12 protein-coding genes are annotated in these 14,728 nt (G+C 69.8%); 7 read left to right on the top strand and 5 right to left on the bottom strand.

From position 1 onward, the window contains the following. Window positions 1–599 precede the first annotated feature (599 nt). Entirely contained in the window at window positions 600–1,823 is a 1,224-nt protein-coding gene (locus tag O9271_RS17985; protein ID WP_298272833.1) for a histidinol-phosphate transaminase, read from the top strand. A 201-nt stretch (window positions 1,824–2,024) separates the two neighbouring features. Then, window positions 2,025–4,994, top strand: a complete 2,970-nt coding sequence (locus O9271_RS17990; RefSeq protein WP_298272837.1) for a glycosyl hydrolase — start codon at window positions 2,025–2,027, stop codon at window positions 4,992–4,994. An 18-nt stretch (window positions 4,995–5,012) separates the two neighbouring features. On the opposite strand, the gene O9271_RS17995 is transcribed toward O9271_RS17990, so the two are convergent. The 3 genes from O9271_RS17995 to O9271_RS18005 form a co-directional block, all read right to left on the bottom strand. Further along, window positions 5,013–6,428, bottom strand: a complete 1,416-nt coding sequence (locus O9271_RS17995) for an FAD-binding oxidoreductase (protein ID WP_298272840.1) — start codon at window positions 6,426–6,428, stop codon at window positions 5,013–5,015. Next, entirely contained in the window at window positions 6,425–7,039 is a 615-nt protein-coding gene (locus O9271_RS18000) for a hypothetical protein (protein ID WP_298272842.1), read from the bottom strand. The genes O9271_RS17995 and O9271_RS18000 overlap by 4 nt, the downstream gene beginning before the upstream one ends. 62 nt (window positions 7,040–7,101) lie before the next feature. Further along, entirely contained in the window at window positions 7,102–7,965 is an 864-nt protein-coding gene (locus O9271_RS18005; protein ID WP_298272844.1) for an HAD hydrolase-like protein, read from the bottom strand. 108 nt (window positions 7,966–8,073) lie between these two features. Between O9271_RS18005 and O9271_RS18010 the strand changes: the two genes are divergently transcribed. The 4 genes from O9271_RS18010 to infA all read left to right on the top strand — a co-directional run bounded on the left by O9271_RS18010 (window position 8,074) and on the right by infA (window position 12,844). Next, complete coding sequence (locus O9271_RS18010) at window positions 8,074–11,367, top strand: S41 family peptidase (RefSeq protein ID WP_298272846.1); 3,294 nt, start codon at window positions 8,074–8,076, stop codon at window positions 11,365–11,367. Between the two features lie 360 nt (window positions 11,368–11,727). After that, window positions 11,728–11,937, top strand: coding sequence for a cold shock domain-containing protein (locus O9271_RS18015; RefSeq protein ID WP_291260116.1), 210 nt, complete (start codon window positions 11,728–11,730; stop codon window positions 11,935–11,937). A 118-nt stretch (window positions 11,938–12,055) separates the two neighbouring features. Beyond that, window positions 12,056–12,610: a hypothetical protein gene (locus O9271_RS18020; RefSeq protein ID WP_298272848.1), complete on the top strand. Its 555-nt coding sequence runs from the start codon at window positions 12,056–12,058 to the stop codon at window positions 12,608–12,610. A gap of 18 nt (window positions 12,611–12,628) precedes the next feature. Beyond that, on the top strand, window positions 12,629–12,844 hold the full coding sequence (gene infA / locus O9271_RS18025) for a translation initiation factor IF-1 (protein WP_026848355.1): 216 nt from the start codon (window positions 12,629–12,631) through the stop codon (window positions 12,842–12,844). A 3-nt stretch (window positions 12,845–12,847) separates the two neighbouring features. On the opposite strand, the gene O9271_RS18030 is transcribed toward infA, so the two are convergent. Then, window positions 12,848–13,327 (bottom strand): NUDIX hydrolase, encoded by a 480-nt coding sequence (locus O9271_RS18030; protein WP_298272851.1) that lies wholly within the window; start codon window positions 13,325–13,327, stop codon window positions 12,848–12,850. A 26-nt stretch (window positions 13,328–13,353) separates the two neighbouring features. Further along, entirely contained in the window at window positions 13,354–13,956 is a 603-nt protein-coding gene (locus O9271_RS18035) for a LuxR C-terminal-related transcriptional regulator (RefSeq protein WP_298272853.1), read from the bottom strand. 169 nt (window positions 13,957–14,125) lie between these two features. Here O9271_RS18035 and O9271_RS18040 point away from each other — a divergent pair, with 169 nt between their 5' ends. Beyond that, window positions 14,126–14,635 carry a hypothetical protein gene (locus O9271_RS18040; RefSeq protein ID WP_298272856.1) on the top strand — a complete coding sequence of 170 codons (510 nt, stop codon included), beginning with the start codon at window positions 14,126–14,128 and terminating at the stop codon, window positions 14,633–14,635. Window positions 14,636–14,728: the final 93 nt, after the last annotated feature.

A 14,728-nucleotide genomic window follows, 5' to 3' on the forward strand; every position in this document is an offset into this window, starting at 1 on the left:
CGCGCTCCCCAGCCCCCCCCCCCCCCCACCCCCCCCCCCCCGGCGGCCCCACCCGTGCCCCCACCCCCCCAGCCCCCCAACCCCCCCCCCCCGCCCCACACCCCCCAGGTGGCCGACCCCCCCCCGCAGCGCGGGGCCCCCCCCCCCGGTCGCCCGATGGGGCCCGGGTGGGGGTGCTGCGGGCTGTCGGGGTCGGGGCGCGGGTCGGGCCGACGCTGCGCGGGGCGTTGGGGGGGCGGTCGGGGGCGCGCGCGGCGGGGGGCGGTCGGGGGGCAGGGGTTGGGGGGTGGGGGGCGGTCCGCGCCGCGCCCCCCGACCGCCGCCCCCAGACGCCCAGCGCAGCGTCGGCCAGACCGGAGCCCCGACCCCGACTGCGGTAAAGACCCCGACCCGGGCCCAAACCCCGACTGGAGGAAGACCCCGACCGTGGTGGCGGTACCCCGACCGTGGTGGCGGTACCCCGACCGTCGTGGCAGTGCCACGACCACACCCCCGACCCCGACCCGGCCGGGGTCGTGCGCTTCGTACCATTTGGCGCTATCGTTGCCCGTCCCGTCCGCCCCGGGAAGTCCGCCGACCTTTGCCCCCGAGGTACGCCCGTGTCCACGCCCGTCGATCGCTCGTTCTCCCGCCGCCAGTGGCTCAAGTCGTCCGGTCTCGTCGCCGGCGGGGCCATCGCCACGCAGTCGCTCTCGCCGTCACTGCTGCCGGCCCTCGAGGCGCCCGCCGCCCCCGCCGTCGTCGACGGCCAGACCACCTGGCAGGGCTTCCTCGCCCTCGAGCGCGAAATCGAAGCGGTGCGCCGCGCCGACGGCCCCCTCCGCTTGGCCTCGAACGAAAATCCGTACGGCATGGCGCCCTCGGCGAAGCAGGCGATCATGGACATGTGGAAGGAGCACGCCTGGTACAACGCCAACGCCATCCCCGCGCTGCGCAAGGTCTTCGCGCAGCAGGTCGGCGTGCCCGAGGACTACGTGCTCGTCACCGCCGGCTCGGGCGATGTGCTCTCCATTGTGGCGCTCGCCTACGCCATGCGCGGCGGTGATGTGCTCACCCCCTGGCCCACCTACGAAGGGCTGCCGCGCTACGCCGAGTCGATGGGGGCGCGCGTGCACAAGGTGGCGCTCGACGGCAACCTCGCGCACGATCTCGAGGCCATGGATCGTCGCCTCGTGCAGGCGGTGGATCTCGTGTTCGTGTGCAACCCCAACAACCCCACCGGCACGCTCACCGATGCCGCCAAGCTGCGCAGCTTCGTGAGCAACGCGTCGCGCAAGTCGGTGGTGCTGGTCGACGAAGCGTATCATGACTTCGTGACCGACCCCGGGTACACCAGCATGATCGATCTCGTGAAGGCCGGCGAGAACGTCATCATCTCCCGCACCGCCTCCAAGATCCACGGCCTCGCGGGGCTGCGGACCGGCTTCGCCATCGCGCGCCCGGACATCATCGCGCGACTGCAGCCGTGCGTCACCAGCTTCCCCGGCGTCTTCGGCGCGCGCGCCGCGGCGGCGTCCATGCAGGACACCGCGTACCAGACCATGTGCCGCGACCGCAACGCCGAAGGGCGCACCATCATGCACACGGCCATCAAGAGCCTCGGCCGTCGCATGACCACCTCGCACACCAACTTCGTGTTCTTCGACACCGGCATGCCGGTGGAGAAGGTGCAGGCCGCGATGCTCGCGAAAGGGTTCATGATCGGGCGCGCGTTCCCGCCGTACAACACGTGGGCGCGTATCTCGATCGGCACACCGGCGGAGATGAAGCAGGTGGCGGCGGCGCTGCCGGAAATCGTCAAGCCGGCGACGACGGGGCAGTAACGGCACCGGCGTTCAGCCGGCGCCGGAAGAGCCTGTTGTTCGACTGACGGCGGCCCCGTTCAGCGTAGGGGGTCGTGCGTAGAGGGTTGTGGGTGGGTGTTTCGACGACACACCAACCCACAACACTTCACCCACGACCTCCGACCCTGAACGGGGCCGCTGGCAGCATCACACCCACACTCCCCTCGCACGCCCACCACGATGCGCGCCTACCATTCGCTTGCCGCGGCATTGCTGTTCGGCCTCAGCTCACTCGCCGACGCCCAACCAGCGCTCCCGACGAACGCCATGCACGCCCTCACCTGGCGGCACATCGGCCCCTTCCGGGCCGGGCGCACCAAGAGCGCGGTGGGCGTGCCGCAGCAGCCGAATGTGTTCTACATGGCCGTCACCAACGGCGGCGTGTGGAAGACCACCGACTACGGGCGCACATGGAATCCCATCATGGACGACCAACCCACCGGCTCCATCGGTGCCGTGGAGGTCGCGCCGTCGGACCCGAACATCGTGTACGTGGGGAGCGGTGAAGGGCTGCAGCGCCCCGATCTCTCCACCGGCAACGGCATGTACCGTTCGGGCGACGCCGGGCGCACATGGACACGACTGGGGTTGCGCAACGGCCAGCAGATTCCGCGCATTGCCGTGGATCCCGCGAATCCCGATCGCCTGTTCGTGGCGGTACTGGGGCATCCGTACGGTCCCAACACCGAACGCGGCATCTATCGCTCCACGAACGGTGGAGAGTCGTTCGAGCGCGTGCTGTACAAGGACGAGAATACCGGCGGCGCCGATGTGGTCCTGTCGCCCAACGATCCCAACACGGTGTACGCGGTACTGTGGGAAGCGCGCCAGGGGCCGTGGGAGAACGCGGCGTGGAGTGGGAAGAACTCTGGGCTCTTCAAGAGCACCGATGGCGGCGCCACCTGGACGCAGCTGGGGGGCGGGTTGCCCACCACCGCCGACGGGCTCGGGCGATTGGGTATCGGCATTGCGCCCAGCAATCCGCGCGTGCTGTACGTGACCGCCACGGCCGGTGACAAGAGCGGCATCTATCGCAGCGACGATGCCGGGGCCACGTGGCAACGCACCACCACCGACAACCGCATCTTCGGGCGCGGCGATGACTTTGCCGCGGTCACCGTGGACCCGCGCGATCCGAACACCGTGTACTCCATGAACGTGGTGGCGTGGAAGAGCACCGATGGCGGCCGTACATGGAAGAGCTTTCGCGGCGCCCCCGGTGGCGACGACTACCAGCGGCTCTGGATCAACCCCACCACCCCCGACGTGATGCTCATGGTGGCCGACCAGGGTGCCATCATCACCGTGAACGGCGGCAGCACGTGGAGCTCGTGGTACAACCAGCCCACGGCGCAGTTCTATCACGTCACCGCCGACTACAACTGGCCGTACAACCTGTGCGGCGGGCAGCAGGAGTCGGGATCGGCGTGCGTGCCGAGCCGCAGCAACGACGGCAGCATCACCTATCGCGACTGGCGACCGGTGGGGGCGAGTGAGTACAGCTACGTGGCCCCCGATCCGCTCGACCCCAACGTGTACTTCGGCGGCACGGTCACGCGCTTCGACCGCCGCACGGGGCAGACCCAGAATGTGAGCCCCAACGCTGGACGTGGACGCGGCGCCGCCGGCAGTGGCCCCGACCATTTCCGTGGCATCCGCACGATGCCCATCCTCTTCTCCCCCACCAACCCGCGCAAGCTGTACTACGGCACGAACGTGCTCTGGCAGACGGTGAACGGCGGGCACAGCTGGACGCGGCTCAGCGACGACCTCTCGCGCGCCACGTGGGAGGTACCGGCCAGCGTGGGCATCTACCGCGACACGCCGAGCGCCAAGCCCACGCGGCGGGGCGTGGTGTACACGATTGCGCCGAGTCCCGTGGACTCGAACACGATCTGGGTGGGCACCGACGACGGGCTCATTCACGTGACACGCAACGGCGGCAAGACCTGGCGCGACGTCACGCCACCACAGCTCGGGCCGTGGTGGAAGGTCTCGATCATGGACGCGTCACACTTCGATGCGAACACCGCGTACGCGGCGGTGAACACCTTCCGCCTGGACGATTTGCGCCCGCATCTCTACCGCACGCGGGACGGCGGCAGGACGTGGACGGAGATCACCGGCGGCATGGACACCGATGCCCCCACCAACGTGATCCGTGAGGACCCGAAGCGTCGCGGGCTGCTCTACGCGGGCACCGAACACATGGTGTGGGTGTCGGGCAACGACGGTGACAGCTGGCAGCCGCTGCGCCGCAACATGCCGGTCATCTCCATTCGCGATCTCGTCGTGAAGGATGACGATCTCGCCGTCGCCACGCACGGGCGTGGCTTCTGGATTCTCGACAACGTCACCGCGCTGCGGCAGTTCGGCGCCACCACCGCCGCCACCCCGGCGCTGCTCTTTGCGCCGGCCGTGGCCACCCGGGTGCGCTACAGCATGTACACCGACACGCCGGTGCCGCCCGATGAGCCGCACGCAGAGAATCCCCCCGATGGCGCCATGATCGACTACTGGCTGGCGCGCGACGCCGCCGCCGTATCGATCGAGCTGCTCGATGCGCGCGGGCGGGTGCTGCGCCGCTACGCGAGCAGCGATCCCGTGCCGCCCCCCGCCGACGCGGGCAATGCGCCGTGGTACTGGTTCCGCCCCGCGAGTGCGCCCGGGACCAAGGCCGGGATGCAGCGCTTCACCTGGGACCTGCACTATGCGCGCCCCACCGACAGCTGCGCCCTCCCCATTTCGGCCACGCCGTACAACACCAAGTGCGAGCCCGAGGGGCCGTGGGTCATGCCCGGCACGTACACGGTGCGGCTCACCGTCGACGGTACCGTGCACAGCAAGCCGCTCACCGTGCGCATGGACCCGCGGGTGAAGACCCCGCGTGCGGCCTTGCAGGCGCAGCACGACCTGAGCGTGGCGCTCTACGACGCCATGCTGCTGGCGCGCACGCGCGTGAACGAGGCGCGGCAGGCGGGGCTGGCCGAGTTCGTGACCGCCTACGGGGCCGTGGCGGGGGCGCACCAGACGGTCATCGATGTGCTTCAGGACAGCGACACGCCGCCTACCGAACCCATGCGCACCGCCGCGCGCGAGCGGCTGGCCGCCTGGCGGGCACTCGAGGCCCGGTGGGCGGCGCGCCGGTGACGATGACAGCGCCCTCGGCTACAGCTGCCCGGTGCTCCCCCACTGCGCCACCTGCGCGCAGTATGCGGCATCGTCATACCGCGACAGCAGAAAGGCACGCTCGTACGACGGCCGCGAGGCGCCGGTGACCTGCGCGGCCAGCAGCTCCGCCGCCGCCGGCGCGGCCATGAGCCCGAATCCCGAAAAGGCCGCGCACACGTACGCCCCGTCGACGCCCATGGGCCCCACCAACGGCCGGTTCTCCTCGGTCTTGGTGTAATAGCCGCCGTCCACGTACGCGTGCGGCAACCGGTCGAGATACGCCGCCAGCCCCGGCGCCAACCGCGTCATGCCGCGCAGCACCACCTCGGCATAGAACGCATCCTCCGGCAGCGGAAACACGGGGTCGTCGAAGCGGTGCGCGCCATGATAGTCCCACAGCATGAGCACCGTGCGCGCGGCGCCGTATCCCTCGGGGCGCAGATGAATGCCCGCCGGCAGCGGTTCGGTGAGCCAGCGCGTGCTCGCGTCGGCGGCCAGTTCGGCACGCTCCTCGTCGCTCCACTCGAGACACTGCGCATCATCGAGAATGACGAGCCCCGTGTCGCGATCGATCACGCCGCGCGCATCCTCGATGGCAATCTTGTAGTGCGCCTCGCTGAAGAGTGGCAGCGCAACGCCGCACAACGCCGCCACCTGCTTCGCGTAGGGGCCCGCCGCATTCACGAACACCGGTGTGCTGATGGTGTGCGTGACGCCCGATGACGTGGCCACCTGCACCGCCGTCACCCTGCCCCCCTCCTGCTGCACACCGCTCACCCGCCCGGCGAGCAGTGTTGTACCCGCCGCCCGCGCCTGCTCCAACAGCAGCATCCCCAACTGCTGCCCGCTGAACCAGCCGCACCGACGCGCATGCAGCACCGCGCAGATGTCGGGCGACAGCCACGGAAAGTGCGCGGCAATGGCGTCACGATCGAGAAAGAGATCGGCGCCCGTGGGGTGCCCCTGCCACCCCTGATGCGCCGACGGCTCATACGCGGCCGCCTCCTGCCGTGAGCGATACGTGCGCACCTCGCCGGCTCCCTGCGATGCCGCCAGTACCGCATCGGCTGCGAACTGCGCCGCCCGCGCGGCGCGCGCGGTGGCGTACACGTACCCGCGCCGGTTGAGCAGGAACCGGTTGTCGCTCGCCGTGGCCCACGTCTCCAGCAGGTCGATGCTGCGGTTCATGAGCCGCACCATGGCGTCGTCGGGGCCAGGCCACCAGTTGCGATAGGCTTCGGTGCTCTTGTCGCTGGTGAGCGTGAGTGGCGGCGTGTCGTCCACGATGACCACGCGCGCGAGGCCGCGCCCAACCGCCAGCGCATGCGCCGCCGCAATGCCGGCAATACCGGCGCCGCAGATCACGACATCGGCGGTGTCCGTCGCGCCGGCGCCGTGCAGGCCGTCACTCATACGCGCGCACCGGCATGCACACCGTGTGCCCAGAGCGCACGCTCCACCATGGTGGCGTGCCAGCCGTTCGCCAGCGCCGCCGCGCGCGCCGTCAATGCCGCCACGTACTTGCGGTAGTACGGCGCCGTCCACGCGATCGTCCCCATTCCCTCCACGTGCGGCGCCACCTGGCCGGTGACGATCTCGTCGAAGAAGGGGAAGCGGTCGGGCGCCATGATGGCCAGCACCGCCGACGCCGTGGCCGGCCCCACGCCACCCAATGCGCTCACCGCGGCCACCGCCTTGGCGGTGTTGTCGAGCAACGCCGACGCACGCGCCGTGGCCGCTTCCACGGCACCGGACGGGTTGTTGCGCACCAGCACGAGGTTGGGAGCGCGCCACACGCCGCGCGCCATCTTCCACTCGGTGATGCGCACCATCTCGTCGTGCGTCACGTGCATGGGCGCGCGCGCATGCACCAGCGCCGGCAGCTCGTGCCGGTACCAGACATCGTGCGCCGGCAGCTTGCCGTTGGGCAGGGCGGCAATGGCGCGGTCGTACGTGGCGAGCGCCTGTTCCCAGGAGGACAGGGTGTCGTCACGCCAAAGCGGAAGGTCGGCCAGAAGAACCATGCGCCTAAGCTACACACCACCACGGTACGCGCAGCACGGACACCATGCGCCGCCCCGTGCAGTCAGCCGCGCAGATCGTCCAGCAGATACGTGGGGGCCTGCGCACCGGCCTCCTGCACCTGCACGGCGGTCGTCACGCCCGTGAGCACGATCGCGCTGGCAATCCCCACCGCGCGGGCGCCGGCAATGTCGGTGTGCAGCGTATCGCCCAGCATGACCGCCTGCCTCGTGCCCACCATCTCCAGCGCCGTTTCGAAGTGGCGCGCCGCCGGCTTGCCCAGCACCTCGAAGCGCAGCGTCCCGTGCCCCAGCAGCAGGTCGAGCGCGCGCTCCAGCATGCCCGCCAGCGACCCGGCCGTCAGGCCGAAGGTACCGTTGGCCGATGGATACACGAGGTCGGGGTTGGCGAGCAACAGCACGGGTGCACGGCCGCGCTCTGCTGCCGTCACGATCATGCTGAGGGTCGCGTCCAGCATGCCCAGTGTGTCGAAGCCGCCCTCGTCGGCAAGAACCACCGCGTCGGCCGGATTGGCGGGGTCCGGATCGACCACCAGCGCCCCCACCTGCCGCGCGTAGCCGGCCGAATCGCCGGTGCCCAGTACCACCACGCGCCGCCCGCGCATGCCATGCTGCTCGAGCGCCGGCGCAATGAGCATCCCTGAACTCAGCACATGCTCCGGCTGCACCGGAATCCCCAGACGCAGAAAACGCCGTGACGCGCGCGCAGGGGAGCGCGACGCATCGTTGGTCACCACCAGAAAGCGCTGGCCACGCGCCACCAGATGCGCGATGGCCTCGGCGGCGCCAGGCAACGCGCCGGCCGCGTTCACCAGTACGCCATAGGCGTCGAACAGAATGGCCTCGTGGCGCTCCGCCAACGAGGCGAAGTCGATGCGCTGAACCGCCGGGGCGCGAGGTGGCGTCATGAACGAAGGCGGGACATGAAACAGAGCTAGACGATGGCGCCCGCGGGGGCAAGCTTTGGGCAGTCGCCGCGTAGCCGCGGCCCTGTTCCTCTCGCGCGAGTGTGCCTCATGCTGCCCTCCCTGCTGCGTCGTTCGTTGGACCTCCAACTGGCTACCGCCCTGCTGCTCGCGGCGCCCTGCGCACCCCTGCACGCGCAGCGCGGTAGCGGCAGTAGCGGTGGCGGTGACGCCATGTCACGCCCTGCCCTCGCCGAACCGGCGCTGTCGCCGGACGCACGGGAGATCGTCTTCGTGAGCGGGGCCGACCTCTGGACGGTGGCGGCCGGCGGCGGCGAGGCGCGGCTGCTGGTGGCGCACCCGGCGGCGGAGAGTCGCCCGCTGTATTCCCCCGACGGCCAGTTCGTCGCGTTCACGAGCACGCGCAGCGGCAACGGCGACGTGTACACCCTCGAGCTGCGCACGGGCGCGTTGCGCCGCCTCACCTTCGATGACGCCGCCGAGACGGTCTCGGCGTGGTCACGCGACGGCCGCTGGCTGTACTTCCACAGCAACGCGGGCGACATCGCGGGGATGCAGGATGTGTATCGCGTATCCAGCACCGGCGGCACCGCCATGCCCGTGGCCGCCGACCGGTACGCCAGCGAGTTCTTCGGCGCGCCGTCGCCCGACGGGAGCACGCTGGTGATCTCCGCACGCGGCACCGCCAGTGGCCAGTGGTGGCGACATGGTCGGTCGCACCTGGACGAAGCCGAGCTATGGCTGGTGCGCCCGGGGAGCACCCCCACGTACACGCGCCTGTCGGAAGAGGGTGGCGCCAAGGACTTGTGGGCCGGCTGGTCCCCCGACGGTGGCACCGTGTACTACATGAGCGATCGCACCGGCCCCGAGAATCTCTGGGCGCGCCCCGCGCGCGGCGGTGCCGCCACACCGCTGACCCGCTTCACCACGGGGCGGGTGCTGTGGCCCCAGGTGGCGTACGACGGCAGCGCCATCGTGTTCGAACGCGACTTCGGCGTGTGGCGCTACGATGTGCGCACGCGTGAGGCGGCCGCCGTGCCCATTGCGTTGCGCGGCGTGTCGGCAGCGCGCGGCGTGGAGCGGGTGACGCTGTCGCAGGGGTTCACCGCCGACCTGTCCCCCGATGCCCGCAAGCTGGCGCTCATTGGGCGCGGCGAGCTGTGGGCCAGCGACGCGCGCGAGGGGGGCGACGCTACGCGCCTCACGAGCAGCCCTGCCGTTGAAAAGCAGCCGCGGTGGCTGCGCGGAGGCCGCGAAGGGGATCGCGAGATCGTGTACGTGGCGTGGAGCGCCAGCGGAGGACAGGTCATGGTGCACGATGTGGCCGCGAACCGCGCACGTGCGCTCACGACGGCGGGTGATGCGTCGCAGCCCACCCCGTCGCGTGACGGCAAGCGCGTGGCCTATTTGCGCGACGGCAACGCCCTGCATGTGGTGAACGCCGACGGCACCGGCGACCGCAAGCTGGCCACCGGCTACTTCGACCGCCCCCCCTTCGACGATGGGCGCACGCTGGCGTGGAGCCCCGACCTGCAGTGGATTGCGTATCTGTCGCGCGGGGCGCGGGGCTTCACCAACGTGTCCGTCGTGCCGGTGAATGGCGGCGAGGCGCGGCCGGTGAGCTTCCTGGCGAGCAGCAACAGCGGCTCGCTCGAATGGAGCGCCGACGGGCGCTTCCTGCTCTTCGTGACCAGCCAGCGCACGGAACCCCCGCGTCTGGTCCGCATCGATCTCGTGCCGCGCACCCCCGCCTTCCGTGAGGATCGCTTTCGCGATCTGTTCACGGCGCCGGTGCGCGATAGCGCTCGAGCGCCCGCGGTGACGCCAGGCAGCGCACCAGGCAGTGCGGCGCGCGACACCGGCGTGGCGCGCGCCGCGAATGGTTCGGGCACCGCGGCGGCGGCCGCCACGCGCATCGTGTTCGAGGGCATTCGCGAACGGGCGCAGCTGCTCGAGCCCGGCATGGACATCGGTCGCGCCTGGCTGGCCCCCGACGGCAAGACGGTGATCTTCACGAGCGCCGGTGGCGGACAGCCCAACCTCTACGCGTGGACGCTCGATGACGGCGCCCGCGCGCCGGCGCCGCCGCGGCAGCTCACCACCACCACCGGCCCCAAGTCGGTCATCGGCTTCTCGGGCGATGCGCGTGAGCTCTGGTATCTCGAGGGCGGCCGCGTGGCCATCGTTCCCGTGGCCGGTGGTGCGTCGCGCCCGGTGGCGATCTCGGCAGCGCTCGACGTGGACTTCGCGCTCGACAAGCAGGTGGCGTTCGAGCAGGCATGGGCCACGCAGCGTGATCAGTTCTACGACCCGGCCATGCACGGCACCGACTGGAACGCCGTGAAGGCGCGCTTCGCCCCGGTGGTGCGCGCCGCCACCTCGCCCGACGAGTTCCGCCGCCTGCTGTCGCTCATGGTGGGTGAGCTCAACGCCTCGCACAGCGGCGCCAGCGGGCCGCCGGCGGTGCCGCTCGCCCCCACCGGGCGGCTGGGGCTGCAATTCGATCGCGACGCCTACGAGCGCGACGGCACGCGGCGCGTCACCGAGGTGGTGCGACTGGGGCCGGCCGATGTGGCCGGCGTGGTACCCGGCGAGCGGCTTACGGCGGTGGACGGCGTGCCACTCGCACGCACGGACAACCTGGATTCCCTGCTGGCCAATCAGGTGGGGCGCAAGGTCACGCTCACGGTGGTCGGCACCGCCGGTGCGCGCACGGTGTCGCTGCAGCCCACCACCACCGGTACCGTGAAGGAGCTGCTGTATCGCCAGTGGGTGGAGGAACGACGCGCTTACGTGGCCCGCGTGTCGAACGGCCGGCTGGGGTATGTACACATGTTCGACATGGGGGAGCAGGCGCTGGCGCGGCTGCACTTCGACCTCGACGCCGAGAACATGGGGCGCGAGGGGGTGGTGATCGATGTGCGCAACAACAACGGCGGCTTCGTGAATGCCTACGCGCTGGATGTCTTTGCGCGCCGTCCGTACATGTCCATGACCACCCGGGGGTCGGTGACGGTACCGGCGCGCAACCAGCTGGGGCAGCGCGCACTCGAGCGTCCCACGGTGCTGGTGGTGAACCAGCACACGCTCTCCGACGGCGAGGACTTCACGCAGGGGTACCGGGTGCTGGGGCTGGGCAAGGTGGTGGGCGAGCCCACCGCCGGCTGGATCATCTACACCTCGAACATCACGCTGGTGGATGGCACGTCGCTGCGCCTGCCCTTCATTCGCGTGGACGACGACGAGGGGAAGAACATGGAGCTGGTGCCGCGGCGGGTGGATGTGCCGGTCACCCGGCCCATGGGGGAGCACGCCACCGGGGCGGATTCCCAGCTCGACGCCGCCGTGCGCGTGCTGCTGGGGCAACTGGGGGGCGGGCGCTGACCGGCGGGCGCTGACCGGGGACCGGGCTGTCGGCGGCGGGCGTGCGCCGGCAGCCGGGGTTCCGATTACCGGAAACAATCCCGACCATTTCGCTCTTGTGTATTGCCCCCGGCGCGGGAATGGGGTACACTTCTTCTCAGCGATGCACGCGCGGTTTTCAACCAGCGTGGACAAGTTCCGAATGACACGGGCCTGCCAAAGCGAGCGGGCCCGTTTGCGTTTGCATCGTAGCCATATCGGTATGGCGCCCATCGTGAGGGCGATCACGAGCACGTGGAAGTCGGTATCGTTTTGCATGCGCGCCCTCGGGCGTTGTGCTCCGACAGATCCAGCATCGATCCATCATCAGGAGTACAGGCAATGCGTACGACCGGCACCGTGAAGTGGTTCAACGACGCGAAGGGCTTTGGTTTCATCACCCCGTCGAATGGCCAGAAGGATTGCTTCGTGCACCACTCGGCCATCCAGGGTCAGGGCTTCAAGTCGCTGACCGAAGGCGAGACTGTCGAATTCGACATCGTGCAGGGACAGAAGGGCCCCGCGGCTGAGAACGTCACCCGCATGCGCTAAGGCAAACCGCGCCGGGTCTTCGCACTCGACGGGTTTGTTCTGTCTCACGCGTGGGAGCGGCTCGTGCCGCTCCCACGCGATGCTGTCTCTTCTGTAACGGTCTTCAGCAGGAGGTCCCGTGATTGAGCACGCAGCGCCTGTGGCGCCGTCGGAATCCCGTTTTGGGCCCGACCGCACGAACTTCCTCACGTCTCACCGCGCCCAGTCCGTTGGCGCCCGCGAGTTCACCAAGCTCGCCGAATCGCTGGTGGCGCTCGCCAAGCGGGCCGCCACGCTCAACAGCGCCGAGCCGCCCGTCACCCGGCTCTCCCCCGACCGCTGCATCGTGCAGCTCGGCCCCGTCGCCCTGACCGTGGCGCACATCCGCGTCGGCAACGACGTGCCGCCTGGTGGCCAGCTGCTCGCCATCATTTGGAACGGGACCATCGCTCCGCGAGGTGACCACGTCCCCGAGCGCAACGGAGCGCGCCGCGTTCCGCCGCCGCCGGTGTCGGTGTGGGAAGAGTCGCTGGTCGTATCGGCAGCCGCCGAGTCCAGCTGGCACTGGCATCCCAATGGTATCGACTCGACGGGCTACACGTCCCCCGAGTTGGCCGAACGGTGCATGGCGCAGCTGCAGTCGGCCTTCGAGACGGCGCTCCGCGACAATCCCGAACCGGCTCCACTGTCCTGACCGCCCACAGGAGGGCGCATGAAGCAAGACATGATCGAGTTTGAAGGCACCGTCACCGACGTCCTTCCCAGCACCATGTTCCGCGTCAATCTCGAAAACGGCCACGAAATCCTGGCCACGGTGGCCGGCAAGATGCGCAAGTTCCGCATCCGCATTCTGGCCGGCGACAAGGTGACCGTTGAAGTGTCACCGTACGATCTCAACCGCGGTCGCATCACCTTCCGGCACAAGTAGCACTCACATCGCGCCTTCCCTCGGGGGCGGCGGCATGAAGCCGCCCTCCAGCAGGTGCACGATGGGCAGGAACAGCGGCGTGGGCAGTGTGTCCCAGGTGAACCACTCCCACGCGTCGCACTTGTGTGGCTCGAGCCGCTGCGGCTCGCCCGCGTCGCTTTCGGCGAGCACAAAAAGCGTGACGTAGTGCTTGTCGGCGCCGGGCTCGCTCCCCGCGAAGTAGTCGTTGGTGTACGGCCCCTGCCCCACCACGCGCACCTCGAGCCCGGTTTCCTCGCGTACCTCCCGGCGCGCGCAGTCGGCTACCGACTCGCCCCATTCGAGATGCCCGCCGGGGAACTGCCAGACCCCGTCGCCGTGCGACGTGCTGCGCCGTTTCCCCAGGAGCACCCGCTCCCCGCGTTGCACGATGACGCCCACCCCGAGGCGCGGCCATCGGCTGCCGTCTCCGCTACCGCCGTGACCGGTGGCGCCCTCAGACATGACGCCGTCCAACATGACGCCGTCCCTCATGACGCCGTTTGCCCCGACGGCTCCCCCGACGGCTCCCCCGTCTGCCCTTCCGCTCCCGGCAGCGCCAGATCCGCCAGAAAAAACGCCGCCAGCTCCGACCGCCCCTGCACGCCCGCCTTGCGGTAGGCTTCCACCGCCTGCTGACGCACCGTGCGCTCGCTGCGCCCCAGCGATGCTGCCACCTGCTTGTGCCCCAGCCCCTTCAGCAGCAGCAGCGCCACCTCGCGTTCGGCGCGGGTAAGCTGCCACGTCGTGAACTGGCGATCGATCGCCAGGCCGAAGCCCGCCAGCGCCTGCTCGGCGTTGGCGCGCCACAGGTCACGCTCCACCTGTCGTTCGGCCAGCTCGCGCGCGGTCGCCAACAGTGAGGCCTGCGCAGCATTCAAGGCCTGTTGCGACCGCCGCCAGCGGCTGAAGATCAGCACGGCGAAGGACAGGCTCACCGCCACCATCCCCACTTCGACCGCGATGTGCGCGGTGAACCACGATTGCGGACGGTCGAGGGCGATATCGGTGAGACCGCCCACGACGATGAGAAGAAGAAAGCCGATCAGGACCGGCGGCCAGGCGCCGGTCAGGGTGTCCGATTCTGCGGTCATGTCGTTGTGTTCCATGCGCGAAATTCGATCACTGCGACAGATGTCGGATGAGGTACCGGCTCGATGACGTCATTTGCCGGATGGTTTGTGTCCACCGTGCGCCCGAACTTGCCTCTCGAAGGGTGTGGCGATCCCCGCCCACCAGACTCCACGACATTCGGAGACGACCATGTTCAACAATCTGCCGCTTCATGCCCTCATCGTGCACATGCCGATCGCGCTCACGGTGCTGGTGCCGCTCTTTGCCCTGCTGGGGCTCTGGCTGGGGCGCCGTGTCATGAAGCCACATGTCGCCTGGGGCTTCCCGGTGGGGATGCTGGCGTTGCTGCTGGTGAGTGGGCTGGTGGCCGAAAAGACGGGCGAACAGCAGGAGGAGCGGGTGGAGCGGGTGGTCCCCGAGGCTGCGTTCGAGAAGCACGAAGAGGCGGCCGAGCTCTTCCTGCTGGTGACGGGCGGCGTGCTGGTGCTGGCGGCTGGCGGGCTCATGAACAATTCCCTTGGCAAGACGCTGCGGGTGGTGGGCACCGTGGGCACGCTGGCGGTGCTGGGCGCCGGCTGGAACGTGGGACACAGCGGCGGGCAGCTGGTGTATGTGCACAACGCCGGCGCGGCATATGGCAGCGGTGCGGTCAATAGCGCGGGTTCGAGCACGGAAACCACCGACTCCCACAATCCGTGATTGGCAAACACCCTGAACCCGAAACCCTCGGCCCTACACCCTGAACGGTCCCGCCGCCAGTTGACGGGCGATGCCGGCGCAGCCGACTGGCAG

Origin of the sequence: Gemmatimonas sp., assembly GCF_027531815.1 — a bacterium.
Lineage (GTDB): Bacteria > Gemmatimonadota > Gemmatimonadetes > Gemmatimonadales > Gemmatimonadaceae > Gemmatimonas.